Source organism: Mycobacterium sp. NGS17, from assembly GCF_059813205.1.
On the sequence record NZ_JCALED010000005.1, the window covers coordinates 371,700 to 390,367 of the forward strand.

15 protein-coding genes are annotated in these 18,668 nt (G+C 68.8%); 4 read left to right on the forward strand and 11 right to left on the reverse strand.

The features are described from left to right. Positions 1-3: 3 nt before the first annotated feature. The 4 genes from AC5Y7E_RS14060 to AC5Y7E_RS14075 form a co-directional block, all read right to left on the reverse strand. Positions 4-759, reverse strand: a complete 756-nt coding sequence (locus tag AC5Y7E_RS14060; RefSeq protein WP_499916567.1) for a CPBP family intramembrane glutamic endopeptidase — start codon at positions 757-759, stop codon at positions 4-6. A 145-nt stretch (positions 760-904) separates the two neighbouring features. Continuing rightward, complete coding sequence (locus AC5Y7E_RS14065; RefSeq protein ID WP_499916565.1) at positions 905-3,286, reverse strand: phosphoketolase family protein; 2,382 nt, start codon at positions 3,284-3,286, stop codon at positions 905-907. A gap of 30 nt (positions 3,287-3,316) precedes the next feature. Continuing rightward, positions 3,317-4,177 (reverse strand): SDR family oxidoreductase, encoded by an 861-nt coding sequence (locus AC5Y7E_RS14070; RefSeq protein WP_499916563.1) that lies wholly within the window; start codon positions 4,175-4,177, stop codon positions 3,317-3,319. A 106-nt stretch (positions 4,178-4,283) separates the two neighbouring features. Continuing rightward, entirely contained in the window at positions 4,284-5,201 is a 918-nt protein-coding gene (locus tag AC5Y7E_RS14075; protein WP_499916560.1) for an undecaprenyl-diphosphate phosphatase, read from the reverse strand. 219 nt (positions 5,202-5,420) lie between these two features. On the opposite strand from AC5Y7E_RS14075, the gene AC5Y7E_RS14080 reads away from it, so the two are divergent. The 3 genes from AC5Y7E_RS14080 (at position 5,421) to AC5Y7E_RS14090 (ending at position 11,594) form a co-directional block, all read left to right on the forward strand. Next, the gene (locus tag AC5Y7E_RS14080; protein WP_499916558.1) at positions 5,421-7,823 is read left to right on the forward strand and encodes a CaiB/BaiF CoA-transferase family protein; all 2,403 of its coding nucleotides are present in this window, start codon (positions 5,421-5,423) and stop codon (positions 7,821-7,823) included. A 53-nt stretch (positions 7,824-7,876) separates the two neighbouring features. Then, complete coding sequence (locus AC5Y7E_RS14085) at positions 7,877-9,361, forward strand: acetyl-CoA acetyltransferase (RefSeq protein ID WP_499916556.1); 1,485 nt, start codon at positions 7,877-7,879, stop codon at positions 9,359-9,361. Positions 9,362-9,473: 112 nt separating this feature from the next. Next, a complete protein-coding gene (locus tag AC5Y7E_RS14090) occupies positions 9,474-11,594 on the forward strand; it encodes an NAD-dependent epimerase/dehydratase family protein (RefSeq protein WP_499916554.1) in 2,121 nt (706 codons plus the stop codon). 65 nt (positions 11,595-11,659) lie between these two features. Here AC5Y7E_RS14090 and AC5Y7E_RS14095 read toward each other — a convergent pair whose 3' ends face one another. The 7 genes from AC5Y7E_RS14095 to AC5Y7E_RS14125 all read right to left on the reverse strand — a co-directional run bounded on the left by AC5Y7E_RS14095 (position 11,660) and on the right by AC5Y7E_RS14125 (position 18,204). After that, entirely contained in the window at positions 11,660-12,385 is a 726-nt protein-coding gene (locus AC5Y7E_RS14095) for a DUF72 domain-containing protein (RefSeq protein ID WP_499916552.1), read from the reverse strand. A 7-nt stretch (positions 12,386-12,392) separates the two neighbouring features. Then, on the reverse strand, positions 12,393-13,019 hold the full coding sequence (locus tag AC5Y7E_RS14100; RefSeq protein WP_499916551.1) for an endonuclease: 627 nt from the start codon (positions 13,017-13,019) through the stop codon (positions 12,393-12,395). 41 nt (positions 13,020-13,060) lie between these two features. Next, entirely contained in the window at positions 13,061-13,393 is a 333-nt protein-coding gene (locus tag AC5Y7E_RS14105) for a TfoX/Sxy family protein (protein ID WP_499916549.1), read from the reverse strand. A 40-nt stretch (positions 13,394-13,433) separates the two neighbouring features. Further along, on the reverse strand, positions 13,434-13,823 hold the full coding sequence (locus AC5Y7E_RS14110; RefSeq protein ID WP_499916547.1) for a nitroreductase family deazaflavin-dependent oxidoreductase: 390 nt from the start codon (positions 13,821-13,823) through the stop codon (positions 13,434-13,436). A 69-nt stretch (positions 13,824-13,892) separates the two neighbouring features. Further along, the gene (locus AC5Y7E_RS14115) at positions 13,893-14,333 is read right to left on the reverse strand and encodes a hypothetical protein (protein ID WP_499916545.1); all 441 of its coding nucleotides are present in this window, start codon (positions 14,331-14,333) and stop codon (positions 13,893-13,895) included. Positions 14,334-14,550: 217 nt separating this feature from the next. Beyond that, complete coding sequence (gene lon, locus AC5Y7E_RS14120) at positions 14,551-16,872, reverse strand: endopeptidase La (RefSeq protein ID WP_499916543.1); 2,322 nt, start codon at positions 16,870-16,872, stop codon at positions 14,551-14,553. Between the two features lie 90 nt (positions 16,873-16,962). Further along, the gene (locus AC5Y7E_RS14125) at positions 16,963-18,204 is read right to left on the reverse strand and encodes an alpha-hydroxy acid oxidase (protein ID WP_499916541.1); all 1,242 of its coding nucleotides are present in this window, start codon (positions 18,202-18,204) and stop codon (positions 16,963-16,965) included. A gap of 18 nt (positions 18,205-18,222) precedes the next feature. Between AC5Y7E_RS14125 and AC5Y7E_RS14130 the strand changes: the two genes are divergently transcribed. Beyond that, on the forward strand, positions 18,223-18,660 hold the full coding sequence (locus AC5Y7E_RS14130) for a DUF1810 domain-containing protein (protein ID WP_499916539.1): 438 nt from the start codon (positions 18,223-18,225) through the stop codon (positions 18,658-18,660). Positions 18,661-18,668 lie beyond the last annotated feature (8 nt).

Here is an 18,668-nt window from a genome sequence, read left to right on the forward strand (position 1 = left end):
GCGTCAGGTGGACAGGTGCCAGACCAACGCGGCGGCCAGCGCACCGAGCCCGTTCAGCGACCAGTGCAACGCGATGGGCGCGATCAGGCTGCCGCTGCGCCGGCGCAGCCAGCTGAAGACGAATCCGGCGGCCCCTGTCGCGAGGACGGCTCCCGTCACGCCGATCATCATGCCCACCAGCCCGCCGCCGAACAGCCGGGTGAAACCCACATTGCTGCTGGTCAGCCCGAACGACGTCGCGACATGCCACAACCCGAACAACAACGAACCCGCCAGCGCGACGCCGCGAAAGCCCCAGGCCCGATTGAGTGCGCCGTGCAGGGCACCCCGAAAGGCCAGCTCCTCGGGGATGACGGTCTGCAGCGGGATGACCACCATCGAGGCGACCATCGCGCCGGAGATCGTCGCGTAGCGGTTGTTCATGAACATCGGCCGGGTCTCCGGCAGCAGCACGCCCAGCGCGATCACCGACGCCACGACGGCCACGGCGGCCAGCGCGTAACCGACGCCAGGCCTCCAGTGCTCGCGACCCAGGCCGAGGTCCGCCCAGCCCAAGCCCCGCCAACGCATCAAGATGACCAGCCCGACAGCCGCTGCCGGGACCGTGGCGATGCTCGCCCACGGGGTGGTGAAGTGGGCGACCAGGTTGGTCACCACCAGCACGACTACGACGACGGCGATGTCGAGGTGGATCCGGTAGCGGTGCAACGCCGAGAGCTCGGACATCCGAATGTCGGCTGTCGCGGTGGCGTCAAGCATCCGACCAGTTTACCGGCGGCCGACGGCCCGACAGCCCAACGAGATTGCCATCACGGTTGTGGTCGGCGCCCTGAGCGCAGCCATCACGGCAAACTCGGCGTCTGCTCACTCGGCCGTCCAGGTCCGATGGGTCGTCTCGCTCCCATCACTCACTGCGTTCGTTCTGCTCGCTCGACTCCCAGGTCCAGCCGGCGATCTTCGGGTCGTCCTCGCCGTGCTCGCGGGTGTACATCCGCGCCGCGAGGCGGGCGTCGACCATGCGCTGACGCAGCATGGCCGCGCGACTGGCCAACCCGTCCACCCGGTCGATGACGTCCATCACCAGGTGGAAGCGGTCCAGATCGTTGAGCATCACCATGTCAAAGGGCGTGGTCGTGGTGCCGCGTTCTTTGAAGCCGCGCACGTGCAGGTGGGCGTGGTTGGCGCGGCTGTAGGTGAGCCGGTGGATCAGCCAGGGATAGCCGTGGTAGGCGAAGATGACCGGCTTGTCGCGGGTGAACAGCGCGTCGAACTCGCGGTCCGGCAGACCGTGCGGGTGCTCGGAATCCGGCTGCAGCCGCATCAAATCGACGACGTTGATCACCCGGACGCCCAGCTCCGGCAGCTCGCGGCGCAGGATGTCGGCGGCGGCCAGCGTCTCAAGGGTGGGGATGTCGCCGGCGCAGGCCAGCACCACGTCGGGTTCGTCGGCGGCCGTACTCGCCCAATCCCAGATGCCCAGGCCGCGGGTGCAGTGCGCGACCGCGTCGTCCATGTCCAGGTAGGTCAGCGCGGGCTGCTTGCCGGCCACGATGACGTTGATGTAGTCGCGGCTGCGCAGGCAGTGATCGGCCACCGAGAGCAGCGTGTTGCCGTCCGGCGGCAGGTAGACGCGGGTCAGCTCGGGACGCTTGTTGGCGACGAGGTCGATGAAGCCCGGATCCTGGTGGGACGCGCCGTTGTGGTCCTGGCGCCAGACGTGCGAGCTCAGCAGGTAGTTGAGCGACGCGATCGGGCGGCGCCACGGCAATTCGCGGCTGGTGGCAAGCCATTTCGCGTGCTGGTTGAGCATCGAGTCGACGATGTGCACGAATGCCTCGTAGCAGTTGAACAACCCGTGACGGCCGGTCAGCAGGTAGCCCTCCAGCCAGCCCTGGCACAGGTGCTCGGAGAGCACCTCCATCACCCGGCCGTCGGGCGCGAGGTGCTCGTCGTCGGGCTCGACCTCCGAGAGCCACACCTTGTCGGTCGATCCGTAGACGGCGTCGAGCCGATTCGACGCCGTCTCGTCGGGCCCCATCAGCCGGAAGCGGTCGGAGTTGCGGGCGATCACGTCGCGCAGGAACGCGCCGAGCACCCGGGTGGCCTCATGCGCGGTGGCCGCCGGCCGCTCGACGGCGACGGCGTAGTCGCGAAAGTCCGGCAGGTCCAGGTCGTGCAGCAACAGGCCGCCGTTGGCGTGCGGGTTGGCGCTCATCCGGCGATCTCCGGTGGGTGCGAGCGCCCGCAATTCGTCACGCAGCCTGCCGTTTTCGTCGAAGAGCTGCTCGGGGGAGTAGCTGCGCAGCCACTGCTCGAGCTGGGCGCGGTGCTCGGGATTGTCGTGCGTCTCGGACAGCGGCACCTGATGCGAACGCCAGGTGCCCTCGACCTTCTTGCCGTCCACCACCTCGGGCCCGGTCCAGCCCTTGGGCGTGCGCAGCACGATCATCGGCCACACCGGTCGCTGCGCCTGATCGCCGCCGCGGGCCGCGGCCTGGATGGCCGCGATGTCGTCGAAGGCGTCGTCGAGCGCGGCTGCCAGTTGCCGGTGCACGTCGGCCGGATCGTCCCCGGCGACCGTGATCGGCCGGTAGCCGTAGCCGCGCAGCAGCGATTCCAGCTCGTCGTGCGGGATGCGGGCCAGCACCGTCGGGTTGGCGATCTTGTAGCCGTTGAGCGCCAGGATGGGCAGCACCGCGCCGTCGGTCACCGGGTTGAGGAACTTGTTGGAATGCCAGCTGGCGGCCAGCGGCCCGGTCTCGGCCTCGCCGTCGCCGACGACGCACGCGACCACCAGGTAGGGGTTGTCCAGGGCGGCGCCGTAGGCGTGCACCAGCGCGTAGCCGAGCTCACCGCCCTCGTGGATGGATCCCGGCGTCTGGGCCGCCACGTGGCTGGGGATGCCGCCGGGGAAAGAGAATTGACGGAACAGCTTGCGCAGGCCCTCGGCGTCCTCCTCGATGCCGGTGTACACCTCGCTGTAGGTGCCCTCTAGGTAGGCGTTGGCCACCAGCCCGGGGCCGCCGTGGCCCGGGCCGGTCACGTAGATGACGTCGGCGTCGCGGTTGCGGATGATCCGGTTGAGATGGGCATAGACGAGGTTGAGCCCGGGCGTCGTGCCCCAGTGCCCCAGCAAGCGCGGTTTGACGTGCTCGGTGGCCAGCGGCTCGCGAAGCAGGGGGTTGTCCAGCAGATAGATCTGGCCGACCGATAAGTAATTGGCGGCGCGCCAGTACTTGTCGATCAGGGCGAGTTCGTCGTCGGAGAGCGCGGTTGCGTCGGTCATCTCACCGATTGTTCCCACCGATCCGTCTTGCTACTCCTCGCCGCGGGCGCGGGCTTCATACGCCCGGCGCTTGGCGACGTCGACGTCGTCGGTGAAGACGTGATCACCGCCGAGCATCCGGTTGAGCGCCTCGGCGAGCCGGCGCGGCCAGAACCTCTGCGACACCACCATTGCGCCCGCGGCTTTGGTGACCCGCACCCGCGGCTTGGGGTGTGCCACCAGGTTGACGATCGCGTCGGCGATCTCGCCGGGCTCGGCGTTGCGGAACCCCTTCATCCCCGGAGTCCCGGCGACCAGCTCCGTGTTGACGAACGTCGGCAACACGGTGGAGAACTTGACCCCGGCCGACCGGTATTCGAGCCGGGCCGAGTCGGTGAACGCGACCACCGCGTGCTTGCTGGCGCAGTAGGTGGCCAGGCCGACGATGTAGAGCTCACCGGCCAGCGAGGCGACGTTGATGACGTGCCCCTTGCCGCGCGGCACCATGCGCTGGGCGGCCAGCTTGCTGCCCAGGATCACGCCGTAGACGTTGATGTCCAGAATGCGACGGGTAACCGCGTCCGGCTCGTCGACGATCCTGCCGACGGGCATGATGCCGGCGTTGTTGATCAGCACGTCGATCGGGCCGAGTTGGCGTTCGACCCGATCCAGGAAATCCGAGAACGAATTGTGGTCGGTGACATCGAGTTTGCCGTACACCTCGAGGCCCAGGTCGGCGCCCGATTCCTTGACCGTGGCCTCGTCGACATCGCCGATGGCGACCTTGGCACCCAGTTTGTGCAGCGCGGTCGCGGTGGCCAGCCCGATTCCCCGGGCCCCACCGGTGATCACCACGACCTTGCCTTTCAGCCGGCCCTCACCCTTCAGGCCAATCGCAGCCGTGTCTGCCATGCCGGTCCCCTCCAAATTCTTGACGGGTGTCAACTCAGACGACCGGCTAAGCACAGCACTCGGAGGCGCGCCGCGCAACAATCGCCGGTGACCGGCGCTCGACGGTTCAGCTCACGGCAAACCAGACCAGGCTGGCCGCGCCGGCCAGGGCGCAGTAGACCGCGAACGGCGTCAAGGTGCGAGTTTCGAAATACCGCGTCAGGAAGCGCACGGCGAGGTAGGCGCACACGAACGAGGCGACACTGCCGGCCAGCACCTGGCCACCGATTCCGGCGCCGAGCGGCCCGAACAGTTCCGGGATCTTGTACACCCCCGCCGCCAGGATGATCGGTGTCGCAAGCAGAAAGGAGAACCGGGCGGCGTCTTCGTGTGACAAGCCGCGCCACAGGCCGGCCACGATGGTGATCCCCGAGCGGCTGATGCCGGGCAGCAGCGCCAGGATTTGCGCCGCACCGATCACCAGGCCGCGGGGCAGGGGGAGCTGGGCGAGTCGGTGGTCGGAGGCCTCGTCACCATGTTCGAGTTCCACCCCGCCCATCGCGGCCTCATCCGGTGCCGGCGCGATGCGCCGGCGCAGCACCTCGCCGACGTAGAGCGCGATGCCGTTGAGTAACAGGAAGGCCGCCGCAGGGACGGGCTTGCCCAGCGTGGTGCGGAACAGCTGTTCGAGTGCCAGCCCGGCCAGACCCACCGGGATGGTGCCCGCCACGATCAGCCACGCCAGCCGTTCGTCGGGCGTCTCGATCCGCCGATGACGCAGCGACGTGAAGAACCCCGTCAGGATGCGCACCCAGTCGCGCCAGAAGAACACCAGCAGCGCGGCGGCGGTGGCCACATGCAGGCCCACGATGAACGCGAGGTAGGGCGATTTGGGGGCGGACACGCTGAGGTCCTGGGCCCATCGACCGCCGACCAGCGCCGGCACGAGCACCGCATGCCCCAGGCTGGAGACCGGGAACAACTCGGTGACACCTTGGAACGCGCCGACCACGACGGCCTCGACGTAGCTCAGGTGCGCGGTCATAGGGAAGCCTCCATGAGACGACGGGTAGGGCCTGGCGGATCGGCCTGTGACGATAGCCGACGCCGCGCCGGCGCGGACCTTCGACTGAGCGTTGCTTCAGGGCCGACGGTGCGTTCGCCGAATCGGCTTGCCTGCCTGGCAATTTGGCCGTCGCGGTGGTCGGCCGACGAAGGGAAAGGTCGTCGCGCAGCGGCCTGACCAGGCAGGTACGGTGTGCAGATGGCCGACGGGTTGCTCGACGCCGTGCGCGTTCTCGACTTGTCGAGCGGCGATGCGGACGCGGTGACCCGGCTGTTCGCCGACCTGGGGGCCGACGTCCTCAAGGTGGAGCCGCCAGGCGGTTGCCTTGGCCGCGACGCCGCACCCACGCTGCGCGGAACCAGCATTCCGTTCGCCGTGCACAACGCCAACAAGCGCAGTGCGGTGCTCGACCCGTTCGACGACGAGGATTGCGCCCGCTTTCTGGACCTGGCCGCCGAGGCCGACATCGTCGTGGACACCGGCGCCGACGAGCGCGGGGCCATGTTCGGGACCTCGGGCGAGGAGCTGGCGGCCCGCTACGCGCACCTGGTGGTGTTGTCGATCACCGACTTCGGCGCGACGGGTTCGCGGTCGTCATGGCGCGCCGCCGATCCCGTGTTGTACGCGATGTGCGGCGCGCTGTCGCGGTCGGGCCCCACCACCGGCACCCCGGTGCTGCCGCCGGACGGTATCGCGTCGGCGACCGCCGCTGCCCAGGCGGCATGGGCGGCGCTCGCGGCGTACTACAACCGATTACGCTGTGGCACAGGCGATTACATCGACTTCTCCTGGTTCGACGCCGTCGTCATGGCCCTCGATCCCGCATTCGGCGCGCACGGACAGGCGGCCGCAGGCGTCCGCCGCAGCGGGCGGTGGCGGGGCCGGCCGAAGAACCAGGACGCCTACCCGATCTATCCGTGCCAGGACGGTTACGTACGGCTGTGTGTGATGGCGCCGCGGCAATGGCGTGGCCTGCGGCGCTGGCTGGGGGAGCCGGCGGAGTTTCAGGACCCCAAGTACGACGCGATCGGCGCGCGGTTCGCGGCCTGGCCGCAGATCAGCCGGCTGATCGAGGAGTTGTTCGCCGGACAGACCATGAAGGACCTGGTGGCCGCCGGCCAGGCGCACGGGGTGCCGATCGCCGCGGTGCTGACACCCGCGCGGATCCTGGAGAGCGAACACTTCCGGGCGGTGGGCGCCATCACCGACGCCGAACTCGTCCCAGGCGTGCGCACCAGCGTGCCGACCGGATATTTCGTCGTCGACGGTCGGCGTGCGGGTTTTCGGACGCCGGTGCCGGCCGCGGGATCCGACGAACCCTATTGGCGCGGAAGCCCTTCGGTGGTGCCGTCGTCGTCGGGCCGGCTCGGCGAGTATCCGTTTGCCGGGCTGCGGATCCTCGACCTGGGCATCATCGTCGCCGGAGGCGAGTTGAGTCGCCTGTTCGGCGACCTGGGCGCCGATGTCATCAAGGTCGAAAGCGTTGATTATCCGGACGGGTTGCGGCAGGCCCGGATCGGCGACGCCATGAGCGAGTCGTTCGCCTGGACGCACCGCAACAACCGGGGGCTGGGACTGGATCTGCGCAGCGCCGAAGGCAAGAAGATCTTCGGGCGCCTGGTGGCCGAGGCCGACGCGGTGTTCGCCAACTTCAAGCCGGGAACGCTTGCGGCACTGGGCTTTTCCTACGACGAGTTGCGCGCCATCAACTCGCGGATTGTGCTGGCCGAAAGCAGCGCGTTCGGCGACACGGGGCCGTGGAGCGCGCGGTTGGGCTACGGCCCGCTGGTCCGCGCCACCACGGGGGTCACCCGGCTCTGGACGTCCGACGGCGCCGAGGGCCAGGCCGGCCCGGGCAGGCACGGGTTCTACGACGCGACGACCGTCTTTCCCGACCATGTGGTGGGCCGGGTCACCGCGATCGCGGCGCTGGCCGCGCTGATCCACCGCGACCGGACGGGCCGCGGAGCCCATGTGCATGTCTCACAGGCCGAAGTCGTGGTCAACCAGCTCGACACGCTGTATGTCACCGAGGCCGCGCGGGCCGCGGGCGTCGCTCAGATCCGCGAGGATACCGCCCTGCATGCGGTCTACCCCTGCGCGGGTGACGACGAGTGGTGCGTCATCTCGATTCGATCCGACGATGAATGGCGCAGGGCCACTGCGGTTTTCGACCACGCGGGGTGGGCCGACGATCCCCGCTTCGCCACCGGCGAAGGGCGGCTGGCCCATCGCGGTGAGCTGGTGGAGCTGGTCTCCGGCTGGACCCGCACGCGGACGCCGCTGCGGGCGGCCGAGCTGCTGCAGTCGGCCGGCGTCCCGGCCGGGCCGATGAATCGTCCGCCGGACGTGCTCGAGGACCCGCAGCTGACCGCGCGACACGTCTACAGCCCCATGGTGCATCCGCTGATCGAAAGCCCGTTGCCGGCCGAGACGGGCCCGGCGCCGTTTCGGCACATCCCGGCGGCCCGGCAGGCCCCGGCGCCGCTGCCGGGCCAGGACACCGTGGAGATCTGCCGAAGCCTGCTGGGCATGAACCCCGCGGACATCCAGCGGCTGATCGACGACGGCGTGCTGTCGATCCCGGCCGACACCGCTTAGCGGTCGAGGGCCGGCGGGGCGGCCGGATCCATAGCCACGCTAAATTCGTTCGCATGAGCGTCGACCCCAGGACCCCGGTGCTGATCGGCTACGGCCAGGTCAATCATCGCGACGAGATCGACCCGGCGACCCGCTCGGTCGAGCCGATGGACCTGATGGTGGCGGCGGCCCGGCAAGCGGCCGGTCCCGCGGTGATCGAGGCGGTGGATTCCATCCGCATTGTGAACATCCTGTCGGCGCAGTACCGCGACCCGGGCCTGTTGCTCGGCCAGCGAATCGGTGCTTCCGACTTCACCACGCTGTACAGCCCCGTCGGCGGCAACGTGCCGCAGTCGCTGGTCAACCAGGCCTGCCTGGACATCCAGCGGGGCCACGCCAAGGTGGTGCTGCTGGCCGGCGCCGAAACGTGGCGCACCAGGCGCGGTCTGCGGGCCAAGGGCGCCAAGCTGGTATGGACCGAGCAGGACCAATCGGTCCCGATGGCCGAGGTCAGCGGCGACGACGTCCCGATGGCCGGTGACGCCGAGATCAGGATCTCCCTCGATCGGCCCGCCTACGTCTACCCGATGTTCGAGGAGGCGCTTCGGATCGCGAACGGCGAGTCGATCGACGATCACCTCGAGCGCATCGCAGCGCTGTGGGCACGGTTCAACGCTGTGGCGGTGGACAACCCGAACGCCTGGATCCGCAAGCCGTCAAGCGCCGACGACATCAGCCAGCCGGGCCCGCACAACCGGATGATCAGTTGGCCCTACACCAAGCTGATGAACTCCAACAACATGGTCGACCAGGGCGCCGCGCTCGTGCTGACCTCGGTTGGGGAGGCGACGCGGCTGAAGGTCCCCGCCGAGCGGTGGGTGTTCCCGCACGCGGGTACCGACGCCCACGACACCCCGTCCATCGCCGAGCGCCACGAACTGCACCGCTCGACGGCGATCCGGATCGCCGGTGCCCGGGCGCTCGAACTGGCCGGCGTGGGGATCGACGACATCGACTACGTCGACTTGTACTCCTGCTTTCCCTCCGCGGTTCAGGTCGCCGCGTCCGAGCTCGGGTTGCGCGTCGACGACCCCGCCCGTCCGCTGACGGTCACCGGCGGGCTGACGTTCGCGGGCGGACCGTGGAGCAACTACGTGATGCACTCCATTGCGACCATGGCGGAGTTGCTGGTGGCCAATCCGGGCCGGCGTGGCCTGATCACCGCCAACGGCGGCTACCTGACCAAACACAGCTTCGGGGTCTACGGCACCGAGCCGCCTGCCGAATTCCGTTGGGAAGACACGCAACCGGCCGTCGACCGGGAGCCAACCACCGACGCGGTGGTCGAGTGGGAAGGCGTCGGCATCGTCGAGGCCTGGACGACGCCGTTCGACCGTGACGGCCGGCCCGAGAAGGCATTCCTGGCCGTGCGTACGCCCGACGGGTCGCGTGCGCTGGCCGTGGTCACCGATCGCGCCGCGGCGCAGGCATCGGTGCGTGACGATATCGGTGGCGCCAAGGTTGCCGTCGCCGCGGACGGCAGCGCGACGCTGCACTAACCCGGCCGCCCCCATCACGCGAGGTGGCCGAACCGTTACCGGACTAACGGTCGCGTAGCCCATGCCTGCTTGCCTATTGTTGAGTACTGAGGGTTGGGGGAGGTGAGCCCAGGTGCACATCCTGGTTACCGACGCCACCGGCGCACTCGGGCGGCTGGTCGCTGGACAGCTGATCGCTGCCGGACACACGGTCACCGGCATTGCTGAGCTTTTCCATCCATGCCTGGACCGCAACGTCGAATTTGTTTGCGCTTCGCTGCGGGACCGGGTCCTTCGGGAGCTGACCGACGAAGCCGACGCGGTGATCCACCTGGCGCCCATCGATCCGTCCGTCCCCGGCAGCGCCGACATGGACGGGCTTGCCAGGGTGACCGATGCGGCCGCCCGCGCAGGCTCCCGGCTGCTGTTCGTGTCGCAGGCCGCCGGCCGGCCGGAGTTATATCGGCCCGCCGAGGACCTGGTGGCCTCGAGCTGGGGCCCGACGGTTGTGGTCCGGATCGCACCACCGGTCGGTCGCCAGCTGGACTGGATGGTGTGCCGTACCGTGGCCACGCTGTTGCGCGCCAAGGTCTCGGCCGAGCCCATGCATGTGCTGCATCTCGACGACCTGATGCGCTTTCTGGTTCGGGCGTTGAACACCGACCGCACCGGTGTCGTGGACCTCGCCAGCCCCGACACCGTCAATCTGATCACCGCGTGGCGGGTGTTGCGGTCGACCGACCCGCGGTCCCGGCTGCATCGGGTGCGTAGCTGGTCACAACTGATGCCGCAATTGAATGTCTCTGCCGCACAAGAGGATTGGTTATTCGAATTCGGCTGGCACGCGCTGGACGCGGTCGCCGACACCGCCCGCGGACTCGTCGGCCGCCGGCTCGACACCGCGGGCGCGATCAACCACGGCGGACGACTGGCCCTGCCGGTCGAGGTGCTGGCACACCCCCGGCGGAAGGCCGTCGAAGCCCACAGCGCGGCACCCGAGGGCACCGAGGGCGAATTCGACGACCAGATCGACCCGCGGTTTCCGGTCTTCAGCGGCTCTGCCCTCAACGAGGCGCTCCCTGGACCGCTCACGCCGATCACGCTCGACGTGCAGTTGAGCGGGCTGCGCGCCGCGAACCGGGTCCTGGGTCAGGTGCTCGCGCTCGGCGGCGCGGTCGACGAGGAATGGGGCAACAGGGCCATCGCGGTGTTCGGCCATCGCCCCTACGTCGGGGTGTCGGTCAACATGATCGCCGCCTCCCAGCTGCCCGGTTGGGACCAGGAGGCCATCGTCCGCGACGCCCTGGTCGGCCAGCCCCACGTCGGGGACCCACTGCCGTTCGGTGAGCCGGCCCTGGCGGGCGGAGCGCTGGGCTCGGTCGCCAAGGCGCTTGCTGCCGGACGGTCGGTGGCGGCATTGCGCCATCTGCGGGCCGACACCCGGGCCTACGGCGCGGCCGCGGCCGCCGAACACCTCGATGCCGGCCGGCTGCGGTTGCTCCCGGAGGCGGCGCTGGAAGTTCGGCTGCGGCTGTTGCGCGACCGCATTCATCAGGGCTGGATCCTCAACGCGCTGTGGTTGATCGAGGCCGGCATCAGCGCCGCGGCGCCGGTGCGTAGTCAGGCGCGCCGCGGTGTCCCCGGGGTGGGCATGATCGCCGACAGCGATCTGGTCACCACGGAGATCGCCGAGTTGGCGGCCACGCTGCGGGCCGACCCGCCGTTGTGTGCACTGGCGGAGGAGGGCAACCTCGCGAGCATTCGCGCCTTGTCGCCGGCGACCGCGGCCGCCGTGGATGCCGCTGTCGCGCGGATCGGGCACCGCGGCCCGGGGGAGGCCGAGCTGGCCAGCGCGACCTTCGCCGACGACCCGACGATGCTGCTGATCGCCGCGGCTGCCGCCGCCGCGCAGCCCGCCCCGGTGCTGACGCAGGACGAACGGTCGGCCGCCCGCGGCTCGCGGGCGCTGGCCCACGACGCCACCATGCGCTTCACGCATGAGCTCCGGATGACGTTGCGCGCCTTGGGATTCCTGCGCGTCGAGGCGGACCTGATCGACGACGTCGAGGACATGTACTACTTGACCTGCAATGAACTGGTCACCCTGCCCGGAGATGCGCGGTTGCGGATCAAACGCCGCCGCACCGAACGGGAACGGTTGCAGGTGCAATGCCCACCTGACGTCATCGACGGAACGTGGACCCCGGTGCGGCGCAGCGCTGACAACCCCAGCGCCGGGCAAGCTGTCAGCTGACGGTCGCGAGACGGCCAGCGCGCAGATGTCGATGTCGACCGGGTGTGCGGCCTGCCCGTCAGCGCTCACCCCAGGAGTTCGCGCAGGGCCACCGCATTGCGGACCGCGTGGCCACCCAGGTCGTTGTTGAAATACATCCACACGTCCCTGCCGTCGCCGTCCCACTCGGCGATGCGATCGGCCCATCTCCGCAAGTCGTGGTCGGAATACGAGCCGGCGTAGTTGGCTTCGGGATCCGGGCCGTGCATCCGGATGTACACCAGGTCGGTGGTCGCCCGGGGGATGCACTCGAGCCCGAGCCCGCTCATCACGACGTAGGCGGCGCGACGGTGTTCCAGTATTTCGAATACGGCGGGGTCGTTCCACGATGGGTGACGCAATTCGACGGCGACGCGGATCGTCTCGGGCACGAGGGCCAAGAACGCATCCAGGCGCGCGTCGTCGCGGTGCTGCTCGGGGTGTAATTGCACGAGCAAGACCCCGTGCCGATCACCCAGCAGACGCCAACAACGTTCGAACCGTTCGATCCACGGCTCGGGTGAGGCCAGCCGGCGGTAGTGCGTCAATCCGCGGTGGGCCTTGACCGACATGGTGAAGCCCTCCGGCAGCTGCCGGCGCCAGCCCGTGAAGGTCGAATCCTGGGGCCAGCGGTAGAAACTCGCGTTCAGCTCGACGGTATCGAATACTTCGATGTAGCGGGCGAGCCGGCGCGCCGAGGGCGTTCCGGTCGGATACAGCACGTCCACCCAGTGGTTGTATGACCACCCCGAGGTACCGATGCGTATGGTCACTATTCGCTCAGCCGGTCACCCGCCGACGCACATCGTCGTCGAGCGACGCCCTGACCAGCGCGGCGGCGAGCCGCGCATTGGCTTGCGGCGCAAGCGATCCGAGCTGTTCAGGCGCGGCGGGCAGGTTCAATTGCTTGGCGGTTCCGGTGGTGCGGTCGTCGAAGTATGGACGCACCCAGGTCCAGACGTCCTGAACTTCGCGCAGGTAGATGTCTGCGCCCGTATCGCCGATTCCCTTGAACTCCTTGAGCATTCGTTTGGCCGTGGGCGCGTCGCGCCGACTGCGATCGGCCAGCCGGCGTAGATCACCGGCGTAGTCGTGACGAACGCGGTCGGCCATTTCGACGAGGCGGGTCGCAGAGCTCTCGTCGTAGCGCACGTAGTGCGCGCGGCCGAACGCCTCGATCATGGTCCGCCGGTCGGCGGCTTGCACGGCTTTCGGTGTCCGCAGACCGGCCTTGAACAGTTCGCGCGCGGCGGCCATGGCTATGCCCGCGTCGATCGGCTTGCTGGCCAGCATGCACAGCACCAGGAGCTGAAACAGCGGCATCGGCTTGTCTCTCAAGGTAATACGCGCCTGCGAGGCGTACGTCGTGCCCGCGACGTCGAGCAGTCGACGCACCCGCTTGTCCATAGGCACCCGCGTACCCGCGCCCCGGGCCAGCAAAACGGGCGCTACTTGGGAGGCAGGCTGCGGGCGTAGCCGACTCCGTGGTTCACCCAGCCCTGAAGCTGGCGTTTATTTCGCACACCGGCGGCGTCGACGCGTAGCCAGCCCCGGGCTTCCCGGCCGGCCATCACCATCGGGCTCACATGGGCGCGCTCAGCGAGCTTGTCGGTGTCCTCCGGCGGCACCCGCACCAAGAGCCCGCCCTGGCCGCTGGCGGCCACGGACATGTTGCCGTTGATCAGGAATGCCAGACCGCCGAACATGCGTTTCTCCTCGACGCCGCGCTCGGAGCCGAGGAGTTCCCGGATCCGGTTGGCCAGGTCTTCGTCGTAGGCCATGGGCCGACCCTAATCCCGGCGACCGACAGATGCGGAGGCGTCAGTCCAGATCGACGCGGATGGTCAGCAGGTCGCTGCCCATCAGCCGCACCATCGCGCTGTTCATTCGCGGCAGGTTGCCCAGCCGCTGCAGGGCATCGTCGTCGGGCAGCAGGTGCGCGGTGCCGTTGCGCCACCGTCCGCCGACCCGCACCCGGACAGCGGGATTTGCCTTGATGTTGCGCACATAGTCCGAGTGCTCGCCGTGTTCGGAAACCATCCAGAACTGGTTGTCGACGACGCGCCCGCCCACCGCGGTACGCCGCGCCTGTCCGCTCTTGCGTCCAGTGGTTTCGAGCATCGTCATCGGCAACTGACGGCCCACCGGATTGACCAACAGCCGTTGAACGCGGTGGACCACTCGCCGTTTAAGGTCGCGCAAGTCGCTCATAGCCTGCGATTCTGCCGTAGACGAGAACAGCCGCCACCATGCTGGTGGCGGCTGCCTCTGACGCGCTGTTTAGACCGGCGGCGCCGCAACGAAGTTACCGTCGGGCAAGAAAACGCCCCACTGGTTTACCGCCGGGTTGAACACGACCGGATAGTCGCCCGGCTGGCCCATCGGCGCCCAGCGGGCCGGATACCCATAGCTGCCCGGGTCGTTGTAGTGTCCGGGCGGCGGGAAGCCGTGCTGCCCGGGCGGCAGCGGTGTGCCCGGACCGTTGCAGTTGACACCAGGACCGCCGTTACAAATCGGCTGCGGCGCCCACGGCCCCTGTCCCGGTCCATTCCGGTCGGGAACGTTCGGACCCGGCACGTTTGGCCCCGGAACGTTCGGTCCGGGCCCCGGCACGTTGGGGCCATTGGGGTCGGCCTGTGCGAACCCCACGCCAACTCCGAGCGCGCCCGACGTCAACGCGCCCGCGATCGCGGCGCTAGCAGCTATTCTGTTCAACCTCACGATGAACTCCTTGTCCGGCCGCTCACCGCCGTTCGGCGGCTTCGCGACATGATTTGTTGTTCGTCACCCGCGTCCTTTGACGTCGGGTGGAGGTCAAACCCCCCTCGGCTGGCTTTGCCTCTGTCCCCGTGGTTACCCCCGGCCCGGGGAAGCCAAAACCCTTGGCAATCCCCGGGCACCACTTCGACGGCTCATCAGACCGGCGTTTGACAGATCCTCAGGCGGCCACGGTGGCCGTCTGCGCCGCTGGTTCCAGCGCCTGGGCCACGATCTGGGCGACGTCGGTCATCGGCCGCACGTCCAGCGCGTCGAGCACCTCCGCCGGGACGTCGTCCAGGTCCGGCTCGTTGCGCGACGGGATGAAAACCGTTGACAAGCCGGCACGCTGGGCCGCCAGCAGCTTCTGCTTCACGCCGCCGATCGGCAGCACCCGCCCATTCAGCGTGACCTCGCCGGTCATGCCGACGTCGGAGCGCACCTGGCGTCCGGTGGCCATCGACACCAGCGCGGTCACCATGGTGACGCCGGCCGACGGCCCGTCCTTGGGCACCGCGCCAGCCGGCACGTGCACGTGGATGCGCCGGTCCAGCGCCTTGGGGTCGACGCCCAGCTCGGCGGCGTGGGAACGCACGTAGGACAGCGCGATCTGCGCCGACTCCTTCATCACATCGCCCAACTGACCGGTCAACTGCAAACCCGGCTCGCCGTCGGTGGCGCCCGCTTCGATGTAGAGCACGTCGCCGCCCAGGCCTGTCACGGCCAGGCCGGTGGCCACGCCGGGCACCGCCGTGCGCTCGGCCGACTCCGGCATAAACCGCGGGCGGCCAAGGTAATCAACCAGATCCGGCTCGTCGATGGTCAGCGCGGCCGGACCCTCGGCCAGCTTGGTGGTCACCTTGCGCAACGCCTTGGCCAGCAGCCGTTCGAACTGCCGCACCCCCGGCTCGCGGGTGTAGTCGGCGGCGATCTTGCGCAGCGCATCGTCGGTCACCGCGACCTCCTCCTCGGTCAGCGCCGCGCGCTCGCGCTGCCGGGGCAGCAGGTAGTCGCGCGCGATGGCGACCTTGTCGTCTTCGGTGTAACCGTCGATCTGCACCAACTCCATGCGGTCCAGCAGCGCCGACGGGATGTTCTCGATGACGTTGGCGGTGGCCAGGAACACGACGTCGGACAGGTCCAGGTCCAAATCCAGGTAGTGGTCGCGGAAGGTGTGGTTCTGGGCGGGGTCGAGCACCTCGAGCAACGCCGCACTCGGGTCGCCGCGATAGTCGGAACCGACCTTGTCGATTTCGTCCAGCAGCACAACGGGATTCATCGATCCCGCCTCACCGATCGCCCTCACGATCCGGCCCGGCAGTGCCCCCACGTAGGTGCGACGGTGCCCACGGATTTCGGCCTCGTCGCGCACACCGCCCAGGGCGACGCGCACGAACTTGCGACCCAACGCCCTGGCCACGCTTTCGCCCAGGGACGTCTTGCCGACGCCGGGAGGACCGGCCAGCACCATCACCGCGCCGGAGCCGCGTCCGCCGACGACCTGCAGTCCGCGCTGCGCGCGGCGGGCCCGCACGGCCAGGTACTCGACAATGCGGTCCTTGACGTCGTCCAGCCCGTGGTGGTCGGCGTCCAAAACTTCGCGTGCGGCCTTGAGGTCGGTGGAGTCCTCGGTGCGCGCGTTCCAGGGCAGGTCGAGCACCGTGTCCAGCCAGGTGCGGATCCAGCCGCTTTCCGGGCTCTGGTCGCTGGAACGTTCCAGCTTGCCGACCTCGCGAAGCGCGGCCTCGCGCACCTTTTCGGGCAGCTCGGCGGCCTCGACGCGGGCCCGGTAGTCGTCGGATCCATCGGGCTCGCCCTCGCCCAATTCCTTGCGGATGGCCGCCAATTGTTGACGCAGCAAGAACTCCTTCTGCGTCTTCTCCATGCCCTCGCGCACGTCCTCGGCGATCTTGTCGCTCACCTCGACCTCGGCCAGATGCGAGCTGGTCCAATCGATCAGCACGCGCAACCGCTCGGCGACGTCGACGGTCTCCAGCAGCTGCCGCTTCTGGGCATTGGTCAGGTAGGACGCGTAGCCGGAGGTGTCCGCCAGCGCCGACGGGTCGGTCAACCTGTTGACGTAGTCGATGATCTCCCAGGCCTCGCGCCGTTGCAGCATGGCCAGCAGCAGCTTCTTGTACTCCGCCGTCATGGCTTTGATCTCGTCCGTCGTCTCGGTCTCGGGGACCTCGGTCACCTCGACCCACAGCGCCGCACCCGGTCCGGATGCTCCAGCCCCGATCTGGGCCCTGCGCTCACCGCGCACCACCGCGGCGGTGCCGCCGCCGGCGATGCGTCCGACCTGCAAGATCTTCGCTATCACGCCGTGCGACGGATACCTGTCCTCGAGCCGGGGGGCTATCAACAGCTGCCCGGAGTCGCTCGCCTGTGCGGCGTCGATCGCCGCGCGCGCGGCCTCGTCCAGCGCGATCGGCACCACCATTCCGGGCAACACGATGGTGTCAGTGACAAACAGCACCGGCACCGACTTGGCTTCAGCCATCAAATCCTCCAAAAGTTGAGTCTGATGCGCTTAACCCAGCACGCCGCCGGATTGTTCCCGAATCAGGTTTCGCCGTGAGCGTGAGGCCGCTCACCGCGGCGACATGGGACCCAGCCGTTTGAGCTGCGTGACGTGCTTCGGCGACAGCTCTTCCAGGCAGGTGACGCCGAGCAGCGCCATGGTCCGCACAATCCCGCCGGCAAGGATGTCGATCGCCCGCGCGACGCCCGCCTCGCCGCCGGCCATCAGGCCGTACAGGTAGGCCCGCCCCACCAGCGTGCAGCGGGCCCCCAGCGCGATCGCGGCGACGATATCGGCGCCCGACATGATGCCGGTGTCCACCAGGATCTCGGTGTGTTTCCCAAGCTCGCGCGCGACGACGGGCAGCAGGTGGAAGGGCACCGGGGCCCGGTCCAGTTGGCGCCCACCATGGTTCGACAACACCAGGCCGTCGACGCCGCGGTCGACGACGGCGCGCGCATCCTCGAGCGTCTGAATCCCCTTCACGACGAGCTTGCCGGGCCACTGCTCCTTGATCCATTCCAGGTCGTCGAAGGTGAGGCTCGGGTCGAACATGGTGCTCAGGTATTCGGAGACGGTGCCCGGCCAGCGATCCAGCGAGGCGAAGGCCAGCGGCTCGGTGGTCAGCAGATCGAACCACCATTTCGGGTGCGGCACCGCGTCGAGCACCGTGCGCAGTGTCAGCGTGGGCGGGATCGTCATGCCGTTGCGGTTGTCCCGCAGCCGCGCACCGGAGACCGGAACGTCGACGGTCGCCAGCAGGGTGTCGAATCCCGCGGCGGCGGCGCGCCGCACCAGCGCCATCGAGCGCTCGCGATCGCGCCACATGTAGAGCTGGAACCACTTTCGGCCCTGCGGGACGGCGGTGACCAGATCTTCGATCGCGCAGGTGCCCAGGGTGGACAGCGAGAACGGGATGCCCGCGCGGGCCGCCGCTTGCGCGCCGGCGATCTCGCCCTCGGTGTGCATCAAACGGGTGAAACCGGTGGGCGCGATCGCGAATGGCAACACCACCGGCCGGCCCAGTACGTCCCAGCCCGCGGTGACTTGGGAGACGTCGCGCAGGATGGTCGGATGAAATTCGATGTCGCGGAACGCTTGTCGAGCACGTTCGATCGACAGCTCGTCTTCGGCGGCGCCGTCGGTGTAGTCGAACGCGGCCTTGGGGGTGCGGCGTTTGGCGACGGCTCGCAGATCCTCGATGGTGTACGCGGCGTCGAGACGGCGCCTGGTCGGGTTGAACCGGGGCCGCTTGAATTGCATCAGCGGTGCCAGGTCGCGCACTTTGGGCACTCGTCGTCGGACTGCCATGTGTGCAACCGTAGTCAAATGGCATCGGCAGGCGACCCCTTCGATCTCAAACGCTTCGTGGACGCCCAGGAGCCGGTGTACGGCGATGTCGTTGACGAGCTGCGCGCCGGACGCAAACGCAGTCACTGGATGTGGTTCGTCTTCCCCCAGTTGCGCGGGCTGGGCGGCAGCGCCATGGCGGCCCGGTTTGGCATCGCCTCGCTCGACGAAGCCGGCGCCTACCTGCGCCATGAGTTGCTGGGGCCGCGGTTGCACGAGTGTTCTCGGCTGGTCACCGCGGTGCAGGGGCGATCGATCGGCCAGATTTTCGGCTCGCCGGACGATCTCAAACTGCGCTCGTCGATGACGCTGTTCGCCCACGCCACCGAGGACAACCAGGACTTCGTCGCGGTGCTCGACAAGTATTACGACGGCCACCAAGACCGGCTGACGCTGGAACGGCTGGGCGCGCCGTAGGCGGCGCA